Annotated in this window: 18 protein-coding genes and 3 pseudogenes; 4 read left to right on the top strand and 17 right to left on the bottom strand. The window is 32.1% G+C overall.

What is annotated here, in order from left to right; translation table 11 throughout:
- Positions 1-69: 69 nt before the first annotated feature.
- From AAG068_RS12665 to yqeK, 11 genes and pseudogenes are all read right to left on the bottom strand, one after another.
- Entirely contained in the window at positions 70-3,237 is a 3,168-nt protein-coding gene (locus AAG068_RS12665; RefSeq protein WP_342719529.1) for an ATP-binding cassette domain-containing protein, read from the bottom strand.
- A gap of 79 nt (positions 3,238-3,316) precedes the next feature.
- Complete coding sequence (locus AAG068_RS12660; protein ID WP_342719528.1) at positions 3,317-3,796, bottom strand: SRPBCC family protein; 480 nt, start codon at positions 3,794-3,796, stop codon at positions 3,317-3,319.
- 94 nt (positions 3,797-3,890) lie between these two features.
- Positions 3,891-4,461: pseudogene (locus AAG068_RS12655) on the bottom strand (hypothetical protein).
- 227 nt (positions 4,462-4,688) lie between these two features.
- Complete coding sequence (locus AAG068_RS12650) at positions 4,689-5,249, bottom strand: class I SAM-dependent methyltransferase (RefSeq protein WP_342719527.1); 561 nt, start codon at positions 5,247-5,249, stop codon at positions 4,689-4,691.
- A gap of 235 nt (positions 5,250-5,484) precedes the next feature.
- Positions 5,485-8,394 (bottom strand): immunoglobulin-like domain-containing protein, encoded by a 2,910-nt coding sequence (locus AAG068_RS12645; RefSeq protein ID WP_342719526.1) that lies wholly within the window; start codon positions 8,392-8,394, stop codon positions 5,485-5,487.
- 205 nt (positions 8,395-8,599) lie between these two features.
- A complete protein-coding gene (locus AAG068_RS12640; protein WP_342719525.1) occupies positions 8,600-8,974 on the bottom strand; it encodes a hypothetical protein in 375 nt (124 codons plus the stop codon).
- A gap of 108 nt (positions 8,975-9,082) precedes the next feature.
- Positions 9,083-9,931, bottom strand: coding sequence for a GNAT family N-acetyltransferase (locus AAG068_RS12635; RefSeq protein WP_342719524.1), 849 nt, complete (start codon positions 9,929-9,931; stop codon positions 9,083-9,085).
- Between the two features lie 102 nt (positions 9,932-10,033).
- On the bottom strand, positions 10,034-10,669 hold the full coding sequence (locus AAG068_RS12630; RefSeq protein WP_342719523.1) for an SDR family oxidoreductase: 636 nt from the start codon (positions 10,667-10,669) through the stop codon (positions 10,034-10,036).
- A gap of 15 nt (positions 10,670-10,684) precedes the next feature.
- Entirely contained in the window at positions 10,685-11,422 is a 738-nt protein-coding gene (locus tag AAG068_RS12625; protein WP_342719756.1) for an S-adenosylhomocysteine nucleosidase, read from the bottom strand.
- A complete protein-coding gene (locus tag AAG068_RS12620; RefSeq protein ID WP_342719522.1) occupies positions 11,422-12,093 on the bottom strand; it encodes a DUF3885 domain-containing protein in 672 nt (223 codons plus the stop codon). The genes AAG068_RS12625 and AAG068_RS12620 overlap by 1 nt, the downstream gene beginning before the upstream one ends.
- Before the next feature lie 13 nt (positions 12,094-12,106).
- A pseudogene (yqeK, locus tag AAG068_RS12615) lies at positions 12,107-12,715 on the bottom strand (bis(5'-nucleosyl)-tetraphosphatase (symmetrical) YqeK).
- A gap of 191 nt (positions 12,716-12,906) precedes the next feature.
- Between yqeK and AAG068_RS12610 the strand changes: the two are divergent.
- The 3 genes from AAG068_RS12610 (at position 12,907) to AAG068_RS12600 (ending at position 15,947) form a co-directional block, all read left to right on the top strand.
- Positions 12,907-13,602, top strand: coding sequence for a response regulator transcription factor (locus AAG068_RS12610; RefSeq protein ID WP_342719521.1), 696 nt, complete (start codon positions 12,907-12,909; stop codon positions 13,600-13,602).
- Positions 13,592-14,749: a sensor histidine kinase gene (locus AAG068_RS12605; RefSeq protein WP_342719520.1), complete on the top strand. Its 1,158-nt coding sequence runs from the start codon at positions 13,592-13,594 to the stop codon at positions 14,747-14,749. The genes AAG068_RS12610 and AAG068_RS12605 overlap by 11 nt, the downstream gene beginning before the upstream one ends.
- Positions 14,750-14,930: 181 nt before the next feature.
- The gene (locus AAG068_RS12600) at positions 14,931-15,947 is read left to right on the top strand and encodes a D-alanyl-D-alanine carboxypeptidase family protein (RefSeq protein ID WP_342719519.1); all 1,017 of its coding nucleotides are present in this window, start codon (positions 14,931-14,933) and stop codon (positions 15,945-15,947) included.
- Between the two features lie 57 nt (positions 15,948-16,004).
- On the opposite strand, the pseudogene AAG068_RS12595 reads toward AAG068_RS12600, so the two are convergent.
- From AAG068_RS12595 to exsK, 4 genes and pseudogenes are all read right to left on the bottom strand, one after another.
- Positions 16,005-16,211: pseudogene (locus AAG068_RS12595) on the bottom strand (DinB family protein); the annotation flags it as partial.
- The gene (locus AAG068_RS12590) at positions 16,205-16,771 is read right to left on the bottom strand and encodes a hypothetical protein (RefSeq protein ID WP_342719518.1); all 567 of its coding nucleotides are present in this window, start codon (positions 16,769-16,771) and stop codon (positions 16,205-16,207) included. The pseudogene AAG068_RS12595 and the gene AAG068_RS12590, both read right to left, overlap by 7 nt.
- A gap of 51 nt (positions 16,772-16,822) precedes the next feature.
- Entirely contained in the window at positions 16,823-17,362 is a 540-nt protein-coding gene (locus tag AAG068_RS12585) for a GNAT family N-acetyltransferase (protein ID WP_342719517.1), read from the bottom strand.
- 120 nt (positions 17,363-17,482) lie between these two features.
- Positions 17,483-17,797, bottom strand: a complete 315-nt coding sequence (gene exsK, locus AAG068_RS12580) for an exosporium protein ExsK (protein ID WP_342719516.1) — start codon at positions 17,795-17,797, stop codon at positions 17,483-17,485.
- Between the two features lie 564 nt (positions 17,798-18,361).
- On the opposite strand from exsK, the gene AAG068_RS12575 reads away from it, so the two are divergent.
- Complete coding sequence (locus tag AAG068_RS12575; RefSeq protein ID WP_342719515.1) at positions 18,362-18,769, top strand: hypothetical protein; 408 nt, start codon at positions 18,362-18,364, stop codon at positions 18,767-18,769.
- 279 nt (positions 18,770-19,048) lie between these two features.
- Here AAG068_RS12575 and AAG068_RS12570 read toward each other — a convergent pair whose 3' ends face one another.
- The gene (locus tag AAG068_RS12570) at positions 19,049-20,989 is read right to left on the bottom strand and encodes an AMP-binding protein (RefSeq protein ID WP_342719514.1); all 1,941 of its coding nucleotides are present in this window, start codon (positions 20,987-20,989) and stop codon (positions 19,049-19,051) included.
- Positions 20,990-21,038: 49 nt separating this feature from the next.
- Positions 21,039-22,580 carry an acyl-CoA carboxylase subunit beta gene (locus AAG068_RS12565; RefSeq protein WP_342719513.1) on the bottom strand — a complete coding sequence of 514 codons (1,542 nt, stop codon included), beginning with the start codon at positions 22,578-22,580 and terminating at the stop codon, positions 21,039-21,041.

The raw sequence follows: 22,580 nt of genomic DNA, 5'->3' as shown, positions 1-22,580 counted from the left end.
TATAAACATTATAAAAAATATACGTTTTATATAAGTTATGTTAATAACACATAAGCTAATAAAATTTTACTAATTACTCTCAAGGCATTCATAAACCGCCATCATATCTCGTTTATCCAATTCGCGAATACGATTAAAAATTGGTATTTGCGCAACTGCTTCTGTTAATAAGCTTTCATCCACAACATCATTAACTTTTCCAGTTAACCATGTTTGTACATCCACGCCCTCAACAACTTCTTTTAACCCTTCGTCATTAATACCAGTTGCATTACAAGTTACACATGGGATTGTTAGTTTAAACACACCATCATGTAGATTATCTTCCGTTATAACTTTCTTTCCTTTACAAAATGGACATGGATTACTTTTTTTAATTTTATTCATTTGGGTAACTAACTTTTTGTATCCAAACGCTTCGTATACATACGTAAGTTTTTTATATTTACCATTTGTGAAATACTTATCTATCATGTTTTCCCTCGTTTCATAAACATTAGGGAAATCACATACAGTTACTTGATTATTAACACTAATGGATTCAATATTTCCTTTTATTTCGTCCCAGAATGGTAAGACATTTTGTAACACCATTTCGTAGTTTGAAAAGCTTGACTGTTCTAATTCAAACATTTTCAATGCAACTTGTGCTTTTCTTGGCAATAAAGAAACATCTTCTGTCAATCTCATATCGCCACCAACAATAGATTTCAATTTTTGAAGTGCAGGTAAATCACCGACTATCTTCAACACTTCATCAATAGGTTGATTGATAATTTCACGAATATCGAAGTTACTAAATTTAAGCGGTTTATGATGATTTAATACCGTCCCTTCACAAATTGGACATGTCATCTTTTCTTTAGAAGTCTTAATTTCTTCTTTAATAGCTGCTTTTGAAATAACAATATATCCACCGATGATTGTATTAAATCCTACCCATGTTCTGCGTGTCTTTCCTTTTTTATCATAAAATGGTTTTTCAAAATATCCGTACCAAAACGTATGCTTTTCTTCTTCTGACATATCATTATAGCTCTTTGATAAATCATGACCAAGCTCATTTTTAATTTCTTCAAATAGAAATTCTATTTTTTCATATTGATAAAATTTTAATACTTTCATGATTTCCGGATCGAATAAACCGTCCCGAAATGGAACGTTTTTATCTTGAATTGTAATATCTTTATCGAAAACTTCAATTTGAAGACGTCCAGAACAAGATGGACAATGGTTGTCCTGTGAATAGAAATCAAAACTTCTCGTATCTTTATTAGTTGGATGAGCAGCTATAATATAATTAATTAGTCCACCAATTTCATATAAGAAACTATATTGACTATATAAATGTCTTTCAAGATCAATAGCAACAACAGGTGCAATTGTATCCGATTCATATTCACCATAAATTAATCGCGCCATTGATGATAAACTTTTTAAAATACCACCCTTATAAATGTTTTCGGCATTTTTAAAATAGTTAATATGATTTTCTTCTAAATAGTGAACGCCTTCTTTATGCTTAAGTGCTGAAGAAATATGCATTTGCTCAGCATTATTCACACTGCTTTTTTGACGATAATAATCTTCATGACTTACTACATCAAGATGCTTTATAGATTCAAGTTGCCTTTTCCCAAAATCTACAATATAATCAGAGCTTTCTAACATGTAACTATTATGTTCAATCATAATGATAGAGACTGATTCATCTTGCAATATCCCTCTAACACTATCTATAAATTGATTTAAAATATTTTGTGATAAACCTTTTGAAGGCTCATCAAAAATAAATAATGTATGTGGATTTCTAGTGTTTGCAAATAACTCCGAAACTAAATGAACACATTGAAACTCACCTGTTGATAATGTTTGTGTTTTTCGTTCTAACGTTAAATAACCAAGTCCTAATTTAATTAGTAGACTCAAGCGTTTATACGCAATATCTTCATTTGGGAGTTCATCTATAATATCCTCAATCGAACGCTCGAAAATATCATCAATTTCTTCGCTATACTTTGTTAGTTTCTTTTTAATATCTAGGAAAGTGGCTACAGTTGATCGACTTGTAATGGATTGATTTCGATCTTGTCCTACCATAACTAATTTATCTTTTGGATATCGTTTCATGAAATCTGTAGCTAAACATTCATTGACAAGTGTAGATTTCCCGCATCCAGATTCTCCTGTAACCGTTACAAGCCTATTTTTAGGAATTTGAAACTCCGCCATTTGGATATTACGGCAATATAATTCTTGGAATGTATAATATTCTGTTGGTACTTCTTTATTTAGATCCCACAGTATTGGTTTTGGTCTTGGTGATTCTTTCACAATTTTCCCACCATATTTTCCGCTACCAGGTCCAAAGAACATTTGCTCATCTGTTGTATCCAGTACTGTATCTGAATGATCAATGAGCCAAATTTGATTTTTACACCCTAACTGTTTGATCTCTTCTAATATTTGTAATAATGTTTCATTATCAAGTCCAACTGAAATCTCATCAATAATAATTACAGCATTTTCACTTACTGCCATGAATTCAGCCAAATAAAGTCGTGTTAACTCTCCACCTGACAATGTACCCATAATTCGATTTAATGTTAAATAACCAATGTTCATATTAATTATATTTTGCAGTATATGTTGCTTCGCTTCACTAATATTTAACTCTTCCGCTAACGAAAGAATAGACTCAACACTTAAATCATTAATATTTGAAATTGTATGTGGTTTAGCAAATAAATCTATAGTATGTTGTTCGATTTCTTCGCTATAACGTTTTCCCTTACATTTTTTACACTCAATATTTTTTGTGGTACCTCGGCCTTTACAACCAGTACACCAACCTAACTGATTATTAAACGAAAAAACCTCAGGGGAAAGATGAAATACATCGGCAAGTTTTTCACGTACCTCTGTGAAAACACCAGTATGTGTACCTATTGTTGAACGTGGATTAGAAGAAATCGATGATTTTCCTAGAAAAAGAACTAAAGGCATATCTTCCATCTTAATCGCACTAAAATTCGTTTCCATAATGTTAGGAAATAAATATTGATATTCAGCCTTTGGCAATAACGAGACTAATCGTTTTTTTGATTCTTCACCAATTGTTTGACAAAAAGTTGTTTTACCTGAGCCTGATAAACCAGCGATTCCAAACGACTTATTAAATGGAATCACTGTATCTAATTTGTTAATGTTATTAGCAATTAATTGATTTACTTTCATATTAACCTCTATTCTTATTTTTCATAAAAACCATTTTTGCAATGTAATAATTACACAATAAATATAATCTCTTACTTAATTATCCTCTCACTTCCAGAACCTTATCCTTATATATTTCAAACCACCGTTGCCATTCATCTTTAGAAAATTCTTTTTCCTCTCCTTCTAGAACGGAAGAAAAAAGATCTAAACAAATATGCCAACCAGCCATATCTTTTGGAGTATGATCAGTTAGTTCCTGAATATACTCTTTAAGAAGTAAAAGAGTACCATTTTCCTCTTTATGTATTTCAAATCGTACACGGTCTTTACCCCAAGTAAATTCGAGCACTGCGTTTACTTGACACTCTAAAATATCAATATTTATAAATGAACCGTCCATCATATTGAACTTTATAATTCCACCCGTTTTAAGACTTTCGATTTGTAAATTAGACATCCATTTTTTTAGCTTACTGTTTTCTGTTAAAACAGACCAAACTTCTTCTATCGAATATGAAAAATAACTCTCAAATTGCACTACATATTCATTACCTTGTTTCTCTATTACTGCTAACATTATTAATTAACCTCCTTTTCGCCGAAACGAATATACGTTCTATGTTTTATTTTACATGATTTCAATTAAAAAGGAAATTACTATTACATCCCATTCATTTAAGAGGTTTTGTTAGCTCTAAAATTGATTGACTTATTATATATGAGAGCTCTAATCTAGTTGACCATGCTTTTATCGGGTCAAAAATATTATCTTGGTTAAGCTTGTTCACGTATTTTAAACCTTCTACCGCAGTGTAACGAATATTTAAATCTGTAAAAGTATTTATAATCATCGGCCATTCTTCAGGATGTGTCTATGATTAAATAATCTACATCCACTATATTCTGAATGAAGGAATTAAGCTGAGCTGAATATTCTTTAATCCAAGTTAGCAAACGATCAAAGTCACAATAGTGATAGTAATCATAATCATAGTTACTAACAAACTTTAAAGAATCCCTACGTGCATTCCCTGCACCTAATTTTTCTACTATATTTATATGAAAGTTACTTTCCTCTAGTTCTTTTACAATCTCTTTTTGTGTTACATTACTAATTGTTATATATTTCTCATCATAATTTAAGTTTAACAATTCCTCTTTTAATTCTTTTATTGCAGATAATAAGCTCCCTGTTGGATCATGAGTAATACATGTTAATGCCACTTGTTTTATAGGTTGCATAGTATATTCATCCCCTTTGCAAAATAAAAAGCAGAAAGACTACTTTCTGCCAATTTTATAATTAGTATTATATTTCTTATGCTCAATTTAATTCATATTATGTAGCTTTAGCTTTAAGAAATTCCCCTTATGTTGCGTTCTCATTTTCATCGAACATAGAATTACAGCATATAAAGAAATGCTATGACTCATGAAATTATTGTACTAAATCTACTTACTTGAAAAACTTACCGCTTAATCGCATCGACAATTAACGATGAAAAAACAAGTTTATCGCCTTTATTTCTAGAATCATACCTTTTCGAACGGAAAATAACACCGTCGTTTGCATCCCATTCATTATAATAAAACTGACCATTTTCATCACAATATTCAAGTAAAATTACCTCAAATCCAGCAGTTTCAAACATTTTTGTTAAGGTTTTATAATTATGAACGATTTTATGACTTGCTGCTGGATGATCTTTCGGGCCAGGTCCACCTATTTGAACTATATTTTGGTACGCCTCATCTCGGAAAAATGCATCGGGAACGCCGCAGCGAATGTGCCCTGTTGGCCTTAAAAATTCATAACAAATTCCAGCTGTCCTTACACCTTCTTCAAAAGTAAGATGCTCCCATACATGCTCAGCTAAAATAGCTGAAATAGAGTTGTATTCAAATCTTTTTTTCCACGTAGCTTTATCTAATAAGTTAAGTTCATCTTCTTGCGTTTGTATCCATCCTGGATTATTATTAAACACCCCTGCTCCGACTACTACTTTAATATCGTCTTGTTGTATTGCCATCACCTTCACCTCGTAAACATTTTAATTATTAATATATTCTATGTTTACTATTATTCTACCTTCTACTATAAGTTAAGAAAAAATGGTGATTGTTTTAACAAAAAATGAGTTCTGGAACATATCAAACTCAATCCCTAAAAATCCCCTAATGTAATGATCTAACTAACTTAATGAAATCAGTTCATGATACACAACTATTTTTGTACTCTATTCTTCAAACAAATAATCCGTATTATTATTTTTGTATCTTTCTAAATTTATGAACCAAAGTGAGTATGGCACCTGCAATAACCATCCATATGCCTATTGTTGCACTGTTAGTTGTACTAGCACCCGTGTTTGGAAGCTCTTTATATGTAGATTCTTTTTTATCGGAATTACTGTTGTTCGGGATATTACCGCCATTAGCTTTTCTAGTACCTTTATCCTTCACGAATACTTTTTGTATTGTATGTACCTCATTACCTACAGAATCTGTGACACTATATATTATTTCAAAAGTACCAGCTTTAGTGGTATCTCCAATATCTTTATATGCTACTTTAGAAGTAAGATCACCGTCTTCTTTATCAGTAGCTGATACACCTACCATTGGATTGAATTGATCTCCTTCAGTAATTGTAGTTGTAGCAGGTACTTTTAGTATTGGTAATTCATTTTCAATTTCTTCTCTAACTTTGACCGTTACAGTTTGTTTCGCAGTTCCTTTATGACCTTTAGAATTTGTAACTGTGTACGTTAAAACGTAAGTACCGGATTTAGTTGTATCTACTTTACCATCAACTTTTACTTTAGAAGTAAGATCGCCATCTTCTTTATCAGTAGCTGATACACCTACCATTGGATCAAATGAATCTCCTATACTAATTGTCGCTACAGCAGGTACTTTTAGTATTGGTAATTCATTTTCAATTTCTTCTCTAACTTTGACCGTTACAGTTTGTTTCGCAGTTCCTTTATGACCTTTAGAATTTGTAACTGTGTACGTTAAAACGTAAGTACCGGATTTAGTTGTATCTACTTTACCATCAACTTTTACTTTAGAAGTAAGATCGCCGTCTTCTTTATCAGTAGCTGATACACCTACCATTGGATCAAATGAATCTCCTATACTAATTGTCGCTACAGCAGGCACTGTTAATGTAGGATTCAGATTTAATATTTCTCCAGTTCCCTCCACAATTACCGTCTGCGCAGCCGTTGCATTTCCTCCTTGAGAATCAACGACAGAGTATTCCACAATGTATTTTCCAGGTTTAGAAGTATCTACATCACCTTTATGTTCTACTCGATTTGTTAAATCACCATCTTCTTTATCAATAGCTTTTATATTGCTCATTGGGTCAAATTTATCACCGACACGTAGTGTAATTGTTGGCGGTACTGTTAACTCTGGGACTTGGTTTGCCTCAGTTTTTTCGTTTTCTTTCACGGTTCCTTTAATTTTCGCTGCATCAAATGCTTTTTGAACCGCTTCAACCTCAATTGAATTCTCACCATATTTATTCGTTGCAACTTTAAGACACGCTAATCTTAATTCAGTGAAATTAGATGTCATGTTCAATTCATCAGTATTTGCATAATAGAAAATATCAAACATTTTATCTTCACCAATGCCATTTACAGTTACACCGTTATGAGTGCCACCTTGTGCAATTAAATACGCGACTTTATTAATAATACTTGAGTTGAAATGAACACCCTCATTATCTTCTCCATTTAAATCACTGTATTTGCTATAATCATCTGGATACGGTACTCCATTAAAGAATTTGACTGAAAATGGATTTTTCATATTACGGAGAACTGATCCACTTTGTTCTCCTATTGTCCAATTAAATTCCCCATTATTTATATATTTCTCAATAGCCGTTCCCATAATATCAGATAACGCCTCGTTAATTGCTCCGGATTCTCCAAAAAATTCAAGATTAGATTCACTAGATGTAACCGCATGTGTAAATTCATGACCCGCTATGTCAAACGATCTAACCATTGGATCACCATATATAAGCATACTAACATTGTTAATATTAGCGCTAAATGCATTCGCCCAATTTTTAGGATCATTTGTTTCTCCAGAATCCCATGCATGTACAACTGAAACTACTTTTTTTCCTTTATTATCAAAACTATTACGCTTATATTTGTCTTTATAAAAATCATATACGTTTGTTGCTAAGAAATGAGCACTCACCGCTTTTGGATCATTAAATGTTGTTGATGTGCTAGTTGCTAATATACCAGGATAATATTTATCTTCAAAAGTAATATCTCTATAATTTACATCGTACGTCTCAATTCCTTGCCCCCTTGTGTAATCGGCAAGCGCATATTTCCCGTTACTTTGTTCAGAAATACCGAATGTACGAGTTATTCCTAAATCATCCTTTCCAGTTCCTGTTAATGATTTAAAATTACTTTTTTTACTCTCCTTAATAGCTTCAACATGCTCTTCACTTACTTTTAAATCTGACTCTTGCACCATATTTTTCAACATATCACCATTATGAGCATCCACTAAATAAGTTCCAGATACATAATTTGGTGTTGCAGCAGCAAATGTAACTTTATATGCATTGCTAGCCTGCCCATTATTTTCATTAACAAAAATAACTTCCTTAACTTCTGGTTCAGAAATAAATTTAACATCGTTTCCGTACTTCGTATAAATATATTGCTTTGCTTCTTCTTTTGATAAATTTTTTACATTCTTTACATTTTCTTGAGTTAAATTTTGTGCACTTTCTCCTGAAACACTTTTAATAATACCCTTTTTATCTACATGAGCAGTCAATTGGTGTCCATATACTTCTTTACCTTCATATATTTGTTGCATACGCACAAGTGTAGTCCCATCATAAGAACCACGTTTTTGAATAACTTCGTAGTCTACCCCTTCGTCTTCACTCACTTGTTTGGGAGACAAAGCATGCTCCGTCTTTTCCTTAAGTGCATCTTTCACTACGTTCTCAGGCATCTTTTGTGATGGTTGTGTAAGTTCACCTGAACGGAACGAATCCCCTTGAATTTCAACTTGCATTTGACTCTTTTCCTCTGCATAACCTACTGCATATGGTGTCACAGTTGTTAAGGCCAATCCTGTTGTTAAAGCAACTATAGCTATTTCTTTTTTATTATTCATGTTATTTTCCTCGTATTATTTACTAAAATATGAAACTACTTAAATGTATTCCTATCAAAAATAGAAAAATAAAAATTACAACACTTTACGCAAAACCGTATTATAAAAAGATGACTTCTGTAACCAACAAAAGTCATCCGTTCAATATGTAATATCCCTAATATATTTTTAATGCATAATTTCTATATAAAAAGAAAAAAATTCATTAACGAGCATTTTGCAATACTTTTATTAGGTCATTTATATTTTCAACTTTCTGCTGAAACTGATCAAAACTACTATGTAGTAATAAAGGATTTTTATCTTCAGTTGAAATAACTAGTTTTAATTCCTGTTCTAATTTATCATATGTATGAAAGAAATTATCAAATTCTACACTTATGAGTTCTTCATTTTCACGATAAAATCTTTTTGCTTCTAAATAATTCATATATGATTTATTTAGAAACCCTAATGAAATTAAATATTTAGAAGTGTTTTCTTGATAAATAGCAATATCACATGCTATTTTAATATCATAATAAGTCTTTTGAACAAAACAATGCAATTCAAAAATCTTAATTTTTAATCCATTATTCATTTCATCCCCTCCCATCCTATCTATTCTACAAAAAAATAGAATATTATACAAAGTAAAATATCAATATAGTACAAAAATAAAAAGCGAAAGAATAACTCCTTTCGCTTTTTACAGCAATACATACATTTCATATTGTGCTAACGAATTCTTTTCAAATCCAGTTTTCTTTAAAAATCCTTCTAGTAAATTGTTGTTTGGAAACCCAATTGATAAACTTGATACATTTAAGTTTTCTCTTGCCACTTGTAATAATCTTGATCCAATACCACGATTTCTATAGTCTTTGTCTACAAAAAGAAAACTAATTTTACCTTGTTCATTCACACATATAGAACCCTTTAAATCATTATCGACATATGCCCCGTAAAATGTATTATTTGTTTTTTCGATATAATCCATATCATTTTGCCAATTTATATGGAAGTGTAACCATTTCTGAATTGCAACTTTGAAAGCTGGACATTCTAATTGTTTTACTTCAATTCCGTTACAGTCTTTAGTTATTATTTTAGTCAAATCTTTTAAATGATAATAAGATAGGTCATACACTTTTTCATAGCCTAATTTCGTATAAAAATGAATTGCTCGGTCATTGCCTACAATGACTTCAAGGAAAAGTTGCTTACACTCATTTTGAAGCGCCTCTTCTTTATGCAGTTCAAATAACTTTTGACTCACACCAATACCACGGTAATTAGGATGAACGGCTAATGTTCCACAGCGCATTGTTTTTATGTTTTCATAATCCTTTATCCCGCCAAGTATTACACCAACAGATTTGTTCCCGTCTAAAGCAACAAAGGAATATTTTAGTGAATTCCCTTCAGCTCCAAAAAATCTTTTTATAAAATCTTCTTTTAAAACTTCCATTTTAATAATGTAATCTGAAAAGCCATCCCTAAAAGCTTCATATACTAAATCTATACTTACTTCACTGCATCTTTTGTATTGAATCATATAAAATTATCCCCCACTTACTCGTGTTAAACTTAACCTTCAAATACATAAAATGTACTAGTTCCACTTTACCCATCATTCTTTAATTTTTAATCCTACTATTTAATTTGAAATAAACGGGCACTTCCCTACATATCTGTCACTTTTAATTTGTTTTATAACAAACGGTGCAATATCACTATTTTGAATTTTGATTCCTGGCATATCTACTAAACTCTCGTTTATATTTCCAATACCATTTCCCTCTATAACAAATGGTAATCTAACAATTGTCCAATCTACTTCACTACTTTGGATAATTTGTAATTCTTTATATTTATCTTGCATCATTTTTGATAAAAAAACTTTAAATAAGGTAGCCCCTATTTTATTTACAATTCCCTTTTGATCTCCTGTAACATTTAAAGAACCTCCGGAAATTACAATATATCTTTTTATTTCAAACTCCTTCATTGCTTCTAAAATATACTTCGTTACTGTGCTAAAAATATAAGATTCATTTTTTGGTTGACCTACTGCATTAATTACAGCTCGACACCCTTTAAGTAATTTGCGTATTGAAGCAAAATCACGTGCATCTCCATTAATAATCTCTAAATTTTCATTTGTTATTTTGATATTATTAGAATTTCTTGTTAATATCTTTACTTGATACCCCTTATCTAGCGCTTCTTTTACAAGGAATTTCCCGGCTTTTCCGTTTGCACCCAAAATAGCTATTTTATTTGTACTTTCCAATATTAACCCCTCTTACTATCTATTATTTACTACATTAATCTCATATACACGTAAAAAAGCAATTAAATGCTCACACGCTCGTTCACACGCTAACATTTTAAAGATTTTTTGTTCCTCTTTCGTTTTATCATTCGCTTGATCTGATGCAGCTTTTAAACCGAGAAAAGGTTTGTTATTGATTTGACACACATATGCAAAAGCTGCCACTTCTTGATCAACCGCTAATGCTCCATATACAGTATGGAGTAAATATCTCATTTCTGAACTACGGATACGTTGATCTCCAGATAAAAATGTGCCATAATGAATCGGATCATATGATCGGACCTTTTTTATTCTTCTTACAAGTGACTTTGTTGTTTCAATAGGTGCTGTTCTACCATTATATAAATTAAAAACATCTTCCCCCGAACCAGCAGCAGTAACGTCGTGTTGTATTGCATTAAGGGCTACTACAATATGTCCATTTTTTACCTTATTTGATAGACTTCCACATATTCCTGTCATAAACAACTCATCTGGCTGAAACTCACTAATTAATAATTGCACACAACTAGCACAGCTTACTTTGCCAACTCCAGTTACAACGGAGATAACTTCCAAATTATTCATATAATGAAAATGAAATTCCCAAGCTGCTCGTTTTTCAATACGTTCACTTGGATAATATTGATGTAAATACGTGAGTTCTGGTTCCCATGCAGATACGATTGCAATACGTTTCATAACACGCTTCACTTCCCCTATTGTTATCATGTAAATACTTTATCTATACTTTCTCGTTCATAATCTGGAATCCACTCTTTATATTTCTCATATAAATTTCGTATTGTTTCTTTATTCTTCGCAATTACTTCACATCCTCTATCATCATAAATAAACATGATAATATCTTTCGTTACGTTTATAAGAAATACATCTGGATAAGAAATTTCTTTTTTTCGTCCAAAACGAGGATAAAGACCAGGAAAATCTTCATGATTCGCAGCTTGAATAATCGGCATATACTTTATATCGCAAGCAAAACATTTTAGTGAAAATTGATAAGTACAATACAAGTCAGCTTCTTCTTCAAATAAAAAAGGTATTGTTTCTTGCCTTATATGATACTTTAATTCTCTATTATGAATAAAACGTCTATATAGATTAATTTTCTGCGGATTTTTCACATTTTCCTTTTTAAATCGATAAACATTTGTTACTAAAAAGACTTCATCTTCTTTTGAAAATATATCTTCAAATAAGTATTTATTATATGTATAAAGTTGAGTGAAGTATTCCCTATTTACGGCGTCGGTTCTTTCTACATATAGGTCTTTCCCTTTCCCAAAATGAAAATGCAAATGATTTTCCCATTGAAAGTATATATGTGGTACTAATGTAACCCCAGAAAATGTTTGATTCATATATTCTTTTAATTGCATTCTTATACCCTTTCTACTCTATAATTTCTTTTAACTGCCAATATGATTCTTCTAACCAAGGATGCAAAACTTTCAACTTATCTTTTCTATCCCACAAATATGAAATATATGCAAAAGCAGCATGTTCTAAAGATTTTTCTAATCCTTTTTTTACTTCTGCTAAATATGGTGGCGCTCCATTTTAATCCCATTCTATTTTATCAGCAATAAATAACACTAAATCCATTTTCGTTGCATGTTTACGTAGTGTAGTATGGCAGCAAATTGCCTTCAAAATTTCTTCATCATCCACTTTAAATATCTCTTTTGCAATTACTTTCGATAACTTTTGATGAATAATCATTGGAAATTCTCGTTCTTCTTGTAATATCTCTATTCCAAATTCTTCAGCAACTGCAATCCGCACTTCATTTGGAAAAATTACACTAATATCATGTAAATATCCTGCGATTGCTGCTTTTTCTTCATCTTCATAAAACATTTCTGCAATTTTTCTCGCCTCATTTGCTACACGAATTGAATGTTTATATGTAAACTCCTGATTGTATTTTAATAAAAAATCTTTAATATCATTTTCTATATTTCCAGTTAGAGAAAATGAATATATATCTTTATATACCATAGGAAATCCCCCTTAAAACTAACTTTCAACATAATATACAATCCTAATATCCTTATGTTTTGTATTCGTTATAAATGCTTTAATCCCTTTTTTATACGTTACATGAAATTTTATAGGGATCATTGCTACAAAACACATAAATGTTTGATATTATAGTAATGTTAATGATTTGTAAGGAAAGGAACTACATAATGAATAAAAATATATTAATTATTGATGACGATAAAGAAATTGTTGAATTACTTGCTGTTTATTTGCGAAATGAAGGCTATAACATTTATAAAGCATACGATGGTGATGAAGCATTGCAAATGATTTCTACATATGAAGTTGACCTTATGATTTTGGATATTATGATGCCAAAACGAAACGGATTAGAAGTTTGCCAGGAGGTTCGTGAGAATAATATTGTACCTATTCTTATGTTGAGTGCAAAAGCAGAAGATATGGATAAAATATTAGGTCTTATGACTGGTGCAGATGATTATATGATTAAACCATTCAATCCATTAGAATTAGTAGCTAGAGTGAAAGCTTTACTACGAAGATCATCTTTCCAAAATGCCACTTCCTCTAAAAATGAAGATGGTATTATTCGTATTCGTTCTGCTGAAATACACAAACATAATCATACAGTTAAAGTCAATGGAGAATATATTAAGCTTACATCTATTGAATTTGATATTTTATATTTACTTGCGAGTAATAGCGGAAGAGTATTTAGTTCCGAAGAAATTTTTGAACGCGTTTGGAATGAAGATGGTTATGGTTCAAATAAAACTGTAATGGTTCACATTAGTAATTTACGAGATAAACTTGAAACAGGAATGAATGGAGAGAAGTTTATTCATACTGTTTGGGGAGTAGGCTATAAAATTGAGAAATGAAGCATTTGATATATTAAAAGATATCCCAAAATGGAAGTTAATTTTTTGGTTCATGTTAGCCATCACCCTTACTCCTATTACTGAATTAATTATATATCGCCTCGTTACAAGTGTAATTGAAAGTTCACTTACATTAAGCGAACTCGGCAAGGAATTCATTAGAATTTTTGGTTATGAAAAATATAAAGGAATAAAGGAATCTCTTTGGATGATGATTGTCTCTTATTTATTTTTATTTTCGATTTTCTCATCTTACCTATACATTTTTTACCGTCATGAAAGAAAGCTTTACTATGAAGCTTGTATTAAAAAAATGATAGAAGAGATTCGTTATATTGCAAATGGAAACTTCAATCATAAAGTTTCTATTGTAAACCATAATTATTTGGAAGAGTTAGCAAGCGGAGTTAATCAAATTGTTGAACAATTGAAAGTCTCGATTGATGAAGAAAGACATGCAGAACAAGCAAAAAGTGAGCTGATTACTAATGTATCACATGATTTACGTACTCCTCTTACTTCTATAGTTGGATACGTGAATTTAATCCACCATGATAATTATAGAGATGAAGTGGAATTACGTCATTATATACAAGTCATTTACGATAAAGTAACCCGTCTTAATGCATTAATGAATGACTTGTTTGAATATACACGTGTTCAAAATAAAGAATTAAGTTTATATTCTGTCCCCATTGATATTGTAGAACTTCTTGGACAATTAACTGTTCAATTTCGAATACAATTTCAAGAAGCGAATATAGAATGTCGCCCTTCTTTCCCATCTCAAAAACTGATGGTATTAGCTGATGGTGATAAATTAGTACGTGTGTTTGAAAATCTTATTATAAATGCTATCGCCTATGGAAACGACGGTGGATATATCGATTTTGCAGCCTATGAAAGCAATAATATGATTACTATAGATATAACAAATTACGGCCAACCTATTCCTAGTACGGATTTACCTCATATTTTTGAACGTTTTTATCGCGTTGAAAAATCTCGCTCTACGAACACTGGTGGATCCGGTCTCGGATTAGCAATTGCAAAAAGTATTGTAGAGTTGCATAAAGGAACAATTGAAGTATATAGTGATGATAAAAAAACAACTTTCACTGTAAAACTACAACCATATAAATGTTAATACAACTTAATTTCAGGTCCAATTTCTTACCATATAAGAAATTGGACCTTTCCTTTTCCATTAAAAACCAAAATTTAATAATATTTTATAATTCTTTAGAAATTCTTTACCTTTTCTTTCTTCCTAATTAAGCATTCCTTTTTACAATACTATTATTGATGTCATAGTAGGAGGATCCCTTATGCAATTCTTAAAAAAATTCACAATTTTATTCTTATCTTTTGTTATTACAGCACTTATCGTTTTATATTTTTACCTTTATGTAAATGGTCCAATTATTCAAGCTAAATCAGCTATTTTAATAGATTCTAATTCAAGTGAAGTTATTTATAAAAAAAATGAAGAAATTCCTATACAATCAGCTTCTTTATCTAAATTAATGACAGAGTATATCGCAATGGAACAACTGAATGAAGGAAAAATACAGTTAGATGAATTAGTAAAAATAAGTAACGAGGTTTTCAGAGCAGAAACGAGTCCTATACAAGTAACTTCGAAAGATAAAACAACAGTTCGTGATTTACTTCATGCATTGTTTTTGACAGGGAATAATCGTTCCGCACTTGCCCTTGCAGAACACATTGCTGGAAGCGAAGATAACTTTACACTTTTAATGAATGAGAAAGCAAAACAACTAAAGTTATCACAGCCATCCCCGTTTCTAAATGCTACTGGAATGAATAATAATACAAATAAACAATCAATTACAACAGCGATAGACGTAGCTAAATTAGCTACACAATTAGTAACAGATTTTCCAGATGTATTGAATATTACAAAACTAACCTCTTACCAATTTACCTTCAAAGACTCAAAAGTTTTCAACACAAATAAAATGATTTATTCCCTTGATAGAAACATTAAACTCCAAGATGTTGACGGCTTACAAACTAGTTTTTTAACTAATGGTAATTATAGTTTTGTCAGTACAGCAAAACGAGGAGATACTAGACTTATTTCCGTAATATTAGACTCCAATGAAGAAAACAGTACTTTTATTGAAACAAAAAAGTTACTTCAGTACGGTTTTGATCCTTCTTCATACTCTGCACTCCAAGCTTTTAAAGATACTGTTACATCTTGGACAGTTTTGCTTCAGTTTAAAAATTTAATCATACAAACATTGTTGATTTTCTTCATTATTACATTTTTAATGTTTTTGCATATACGCCAGAAAAAATCCGAGGATTTCAACTAGGAAATCTTCTTATATATATAAACGGCTTGCATTTACAGTGCACGCCGTTTTCTAAATTTATAATCCTCTTCCAATTAAATTAGCTGAAATGGGCTGAAGATTTAGCTCTCTCGCCCATATAGATAGCTGACCAATGTGATGAATTTCATGTACAATTACATGCCTTAACACTTCACCGTATGTACATGTTTTATCTGTCCACGAAGCTTTGAATATCTTACATTCTAGACTAGGTGACCACAACTGCAAAAAATCATCTAATTCTCATTATTTACAATCACTTCTCTCAGACCAAGTTCCTCTACAGCATGATTAATTATTTCACTTACAGATAAAGAGCCATCCAATACAATATCCGAATTCGGCTTAACAGTATGAATTGCCTCTAAATATGCTTTTCTCGCAAATGTCATGTAATGTTTCAAATCATTATGTATTTCATCTATTGTATCTTCTTTAAAATCTCGCAAAATTCTTCTAGCCATCGCAACATCTAAAGGCGTATCGATAAATATAGTTGCATCAATAAATTCTCGCATTTCACTATTTAAATATGCAAAAGGATAATCTACAATAATATAATCTACATTACCCTCTCGTATAAGATGCTGAATATCATGAATTAATGGCGTAAGTACCCATTCATTATAATTTGCTCCATCATCAATCCATTTACAAATATCACTAGGACAGTTTTCAAAATGATAGCTATCAAAATATAGTGCTTTTGAATTTGTTAGCTTTTGAGTTAATTTTTTTGTAACAGTAGTTTTACCTCCTCCTGAAACAGCTGCAATTGTAATGATTTTCGTTTTATTATTCATAATTCCCCACCATACCCCTTTTAATTAACATAACATAGTTATAGATAACTATTATTTTTTATCGCTCCATTCATATTCTAACATACTCATTTCCCATAAATTCCAATACGTTTCTCCTACTTTTTTTGACTCTCGTAATAAACCTTCTTTTACAAATCCCATTTTTTCATAACATGAGATGGCCGACGTATTAAAATCATAAACACCAAGTGTTACTCTATGTAGTTTTAATTCTTCAAATGCAATATGAAGAACCGCTTTCATCATATGCTTCCCTATAGAACGTCCTCTTATTTTCGTATCACCAACTAGCACTTTTCCAATCCTTGCAGACTTATTTATATTGTCTATTTGTCCAAGCGAAATATGACCAATTACTTCTTTAGTCTCTTCATCTATTACTTTGAATACAAGTGTATTTGTACTTTCTATATATTGTTCTAATTGCTGTTCATTTAAAGGATACGTAAATGCATTTCCTGACCACTGTATTAAAAATTCTTCGGAATCAATCCAATTTATTAACTGTTTGGAATTCGATCTTTTAAAGGGTTCTAATTTAATCAACACCATTCTCCTTTCATACACCATTCTATATATCCTCAAACTTATTTCTATATATAGAATATATTCTCCTTTTATACGAAATTAAAATAAAGCCATTCATAAGAATGGCTTTACAAAAAACATAGCCCAATTATGCTATGTTTCCTATGTTAACAATGGTTCAATCGCTTCAATTTTACAAACTGAAATAATTACTGTAACTACCCCAGCACTATTAGCAAGCTTTACAACATCACAAGTGACTGAAGAAACAGTTCCTGCATAATTATTACTTCCTGTTGTAATGCGCACTGATCTGTTTACTAACTTTCTCAGCTCATCTCTAATTCCTTGTACACAGCAACAGTCACACGCCTTATTTTTCTCTTCATGTTCTTTTTTACACTCTTCAAAAACGTCCCAACAATCATCCTGTTTACATGAACACTTCTTTCTAGAATTACTATAACGATATCCCAAAATCTCACCCCCTAATCATTTCTATTAATATAGTATGTCCACTAGCTTCAAAGTGTACGAGGCAAAAGCATAGAAAGAAAAAAACAAACAATTGTACTATATATTCATTTCATTATTAATTATTAAAACAGACTTCTAATAATTAAAGGCTTGTTTAATGAGATGACTTGGATTTAATCCTGCTGAATTTAATGTTTAGACACCACTTTCTTAAACAAATCTTTTTTTGCCTCCGCCTTAAAGAGGCACCAGCTTTTCCTATTACTTCACATATACTTAGACTGCGTTTGCAGTAATATAGTATGTTTTTCCTTTCCAATTGTGAAGTATACATTCAGTAAAGCGTACTCCAAAATAAGATATTATTTATAATCAGTACGTTTTCTTCAACAAGTGTTTATTGGTTAATATCTTAACTAGTAGTTCTCTCCACTATCTCTTAAAAATTAGCATAGTTTGAATGAATTCTATATCCAGTAGAAAGCACTCTATCATATAAAGGTAAAATAATAGGTTAATAAACAAGCCACTTTTTTATTAAAACATAGAATAATATGAATCCTATTGGAGGGAGGTATAAAAGAATGTCCTGGAAAAATGATTGCTGGAGTTCTAAGAAAAAGTATTCTTGTGATGATTGGTGGAAATCTAGAGAAAAACATCATCGTGATGATGATTGGTGGAAATCTAAAGAAAAGCATTATTGTGATGATGATTGGTGGAAATCTAAAGAAAAGCATCATTGTGATGATGATTGGTGGAAATCTAAAGAAAAGCATCATTGTGATGATAATTGGTGGAAATCTAAAGAAAAGCATCATTGTAATGATGATTGGAGTTCTAAACAAAATAAGTGTCGTTGTAAATGTTTCTTTATTTGTTGTCATTGTAAAAGAAAGAATTGGTAACATTTTTAATGTCAACTTAAAGGAAAGAAAATGTCTTTTGGAACCAATAAATACTAGAATGTAATATACAAAAAGCTGACTGAATATAGTCAGCTTTTTGTATATTAACACATAAAAATATAAACAAACATATAAGCAGTCATGTTTTGTCATCACCTTGTTGTTGTAAATTAGTTTCTTTCCATTGAATAGGCATGCCACAGTATCGTATTTTGATAAAAACTATAAAACATACATACTAAATACTAATAATATAATTTTTTTCTTTAAATTTACTTCTTCTCTCTTCTTTATTTATAAACATTTAAAATGAGCTCTAATTAAATAGAGCTCATTCCTAGTTTTATAGTTTGCTAGACTGTAATCCTTGAATAAACGGAACTACTTCAGGATTTACAAGTGATGATAAATCACCTAATTCTTTTCCTAAGTAAGCAGCTTTAATGACACGTCGCATGACTTTAGAATTACGTGTTTTCGGTAAATCTTCTACAACGTGAATATCTTTTGGACATAATGCTTTTCCGATATGAGAGTTTACTAAACTCATTAATTCTTTCTTTAACTCTACTGTGAATGTTACATTGTCCCTTAATACTACAAAACAATGACAAACTTCACCTTTTACTTCATCAGGTACACCAATCGCGGCAGCTTCTATGACATCATTATGCTTTACAAGAATTGATTCATATTCAGCAGGTCCAATGCGTTTTCCAGCAATGTTTAACGTATCATCTGAGCGTCCTGTAATAATATATTGCTCACCATCATAAATCACCCAGTCACCATGAACCCATTTATTTTCAAAACGTGACCAATATGTGTTCACATAACGCTCATCGTCTTCCCAGAAGCTCTTCGTCATACCAACCCACGGTTTCTCTAAACATAATTCTCCAACTTCATCACGAATTGGATTACCTTGATCATCGAGCACAACCGCTGCCATTCCTGGTAAAGATGCATTAAAACTAATCGGTGCAATTGGTTTAATAAGGACGTTTCCGAAAATCCCACCAGAAATTTCAGTTCCGCCTGAATAATTACAAATTGGTACATTGCTTTTTCCAACTGTTTCAAATAGCCACATCCAAGGGTCCGGATTCCAAGGCTCGCCTGTTGAGGCGAATACTTCTAAACTCTTAAGCGAATGTTTATTTACATACTCATCACCTTTTGCCATTAACGCACGAATTAATGTTGGTGATATACCAAGATGTGTAATTTCATATTTATCAACTGTTTCCCATAAACGATCTGCCTCTGGGAAGTCAGGTACACCTTCGTACATAACCATCGTTGCTCCATTAATGAGAGAGCCGAATAGTAGAAATGGTCCCATCATCCAGCCCATATCAGTTACCCATAATACGCGGTCACCTTGTTTGATATTCATTCCAAATCCTGCATCAAATGCAGCTTTCAAAGGAAAACCAGCATGTGTATGTACTGTTCCTTTCGGTTTCCCAGTTGTACCTGATGTATAAATGAGCATTAATGGATCATCACTATGCATTTCTTCAGCATGTACAAATGGCTTTTCTTTTTCTAACGTACTCCATGAGAAATCATAATTATGCGGTGTAAAATCATTTCCTGCATGACGCACGATAACAACTTTTTCAACAGTTGGACAATGTTCACAAGCCTTATCTACTTCGTCTTTTAATGAAACAACTTTACCTCGGCGTGAAAAACCATCTGCAGTAATGATCATTTTAGATCCTGCCGCTTGCACACGTGTCATGACTGCATCAGACGCAAAACCTGAGAATATTGGTGAAATAATTGCTCCGATTTTCATAACAGCTAGCATTGCAACAACTGTTTCTGGAATCATCGGCATATAAATTGTTACACGGTCACCTTTTTCAATACCCGCATGTTTCAAACCGTTTGCAACACGACTTACCCAGCTGTCAAGTTCTTCATATGTAAATGATTTTGAAGTTCCATTTTCCCCCTCATACTGAAGTGCTGGTTGTGTTCTTGTTTCATCATCTGCAAGCCAGCGTGATAAAACTGATTCTACAACGTTACATGTTCCGCCATTATACCACTGTGCAAACGGCGTACCATTTTCTAAATCTAGCACTTCTGTATAAGGTTTCATCCACTGATAGCCAACCGCTTTCTCAGCTTCTCCCCAAAACCAAGCTGTTTCTTCAATAGATTTATTATAAAACGTTTCATAATCTTCATAGCCCAATGATTTCATCCAACCATATAAACGCGTTTTTTCTTTATACTCTTCTGTTGGAAACCAAACTGCTTGTTTCAATGTTTTCCCCTCCTTGACTATTTGAGCAAGAAAGCCCTAATTAGGGCTTTTAAACTGGATAAACAGGATGTTTACGATCCGTAAATACTTGATATTTACTCATATACATTTCGAATCGTCCTTTTAACTCTTCTCTTAAATTGTTTGGATGAACAATACCATCAATGACCATCTCTGATGCTAAATGGTAAATATCAATATCTTGCTTATACTCTTCGCGTTTTTCAGCAATGAAGCTATCACGCTCTTCTTCTGGTAAAGCTGCAATCTTATTTGCATATACAGCATTGACCGCGGCTTCTGGACCCATTACCGCAATAGAAGCTGTTGGTAACGCTAAGCAGCAATCTGGTTCAAAGGCTGGACCCGCCATCGCATATAAACCAGCACCATATGCTTTACGAACAACGATAGAGATTTTTGGTACAGTTGCTTCACTCATTGCAGAAATCATTTTTGCACCGTGGCGAATAATACCAGCACGCTCTACTTTTGTACCAATCATAAATCCAGGTACATCTGCAAGGAATAATAATGGAATATGATATGCATCGCATAAATTAATAAACTTCGCTGCTTTATCAGCTGAATCGTGGAATAATACGCCGCCTTTCATACGCGGTTGATTTGCGATAATACCAACTGGCTTACCATCAATACGTGCTAAACCTGTAATGAGTTCTTGAGCAAATAATTTTTTCACTTCATAGAAAGAACCTTCATCAATAACTCTATTAATGAGATCTTTCATATTGAAAGGAGCATTTTGATTTTCTGGAATGATTTGTTCTAACGTTTTATCGAATTGTTTCGGTTCTTGAGGTGTAACCAATGGAGTCTTTTCTAAGTAGTTATTTGGAAAATATGAAATGTATTGTCTTGCTTGTGTAATTGCATCTTCTTCTGTTTTACATAAAACATCTCCGCATCCTGATACTGAGCAATGCATACGAGCTCCGCCCATCTCTTCTAACGTTACCTTCTCCCCGATAACCATTTCAGCCATACGAGGAGATCCTAAATACATAGATGCATTTCCTTCTACCATCATTACAACGTCACAAAAAGCTGGAATATATGCGCCACCAGCGGCCGAAGGACCAAATAATAAACATACTTGAGGAACTTTACCTGATAATTTCACTTGATTATAGAAGATTCTTCCTGCACCGCGGCGCCCAGGGAACATTTCAACTTGATCAGTAATACGCGCTCCAGCAGAGTCAACTAAATAAAATAATGGAACACGTAATTTTTCTGCCGTTTCTTGAATACGCAAAATCTTTTCAACTGTACGTGCGCCCCATGATCCAGCCTTTACTGTTGAATCATTTGCCATTACGCATGCCGTACGACCATGTATTTTACCTGTTGCTGTTACAACACCATCAGCAGGTAATCCTGTTTGTTCACAATTTGCAAATAATGCATCTTCTACATATTCACCATTATCAAATAAAAGAGCTAAGCGATCTCGAACGAATAGTTTTCCTTTTGCTTTGTTTTGTTCATGATATTTTGGTGCGCCGCCTTGTTTAATCGTTTCAACTCGTTCTTCAAATGTATTCGATTGTTGTTTTTGGTCTAACAT

The organism is Bacillus paramycoides, assembly GCF_038971285.1.
In the GTDB taxonomy this organism is placed as follows: Bacteria; Bacillota; Bacilli; order Bacillales; family Bacillaceae_G; genus Bacillus_A.
The sequence above is the reverse complement of the archived record's forward strand: the minus strand, read 5'-3'. Positions and strand labels throughout refer to the sequence as shown.

Bases quoted from the DNA above. Each gene is read 5' to 3' on its own strand.
- AAG068_RS12585 (WP_342719517.1), bottom strand. From the start codon at position 17,362: ATGGTGTATGAAAGGAGAATGGTGTTGATTAAATTAGAACCCTTTAAA.
- AAG068_RS12590 (WP_342719518.1), bottom strand. From the start codon at position 16,771: ATGAATAATAAAACGAAAATCATTACAATTGCAGCTGTTTCAGGAGGA.
- AAG068_RS12635 (WP_342719524.1), bottom strand. From the start codon at position 9,931: ATGATTCAATACAAAAGATGCAGTGAAGTAAGTATAGATTTAGTATAT.
- AAG068_RS12650 (WP_342719527.1), bottom strand. From the start codon at position 5,249: ATGGCAATACAACAAGACGATATTAAAGTAGTAGTCGGAGCAGGGGTG.
- AAG068_RS12610 (WP_342719521.1), top strand. From the start codon at position 12,907: ATGAATAAAAATATATTAATTATTGATGACGATAAAGAAATTGTTGAA.
- AAG068_RS12665 (WP_342719529.1), bottom strand. From the start codon at position 3,237: ATGAAAGTAAATCAATTAATTGCTAATAACATTAACAAATTAGATACA.
- AAG068_RS12620 (WP_342719522.1), bottom strand. From the start codon at position 12,093: ATGCAATTAAAAGAATATATGAATCAAACATTTTCTGGGGTTACATTA.
- AAG068_RS12600 (WP_342719519.1), top strand. From the start codon at position 14,931: ATGCAATTCTTAAAAAAATTCACAATTTTATTCTTATCTTTTGTTATT.
- AAG068_RS12645 (WP_342719526.1), bottom strand. From the start codon at position 8,394: ATGAATAATAAAAAAGAAATAGCTATAGTTGCTTTAACAACAGGATTG.
- AAG068_RS12660 (WP_342719528.1), bottom strand. From the start codon at position 3,796: ATGTTAGCAGTAATAGAGAAACAAGGTAATGAATATGTAGTGCAATTT.
- AAG068_RS12640 (WP_342719525.1), bottom strand. From the start codon at position 8,974: ATGAATAATGGATTAAAAATTAAGATTTTTGAATTGCATTGTTTTGTT.
- AAG068_RS12565 (WP_342719513.1), bottom strand. From the start codon at position 22,580: ATGTTAGACCAAAAACAACAATCGAATACATTTGAAGAACGAGTTGAA.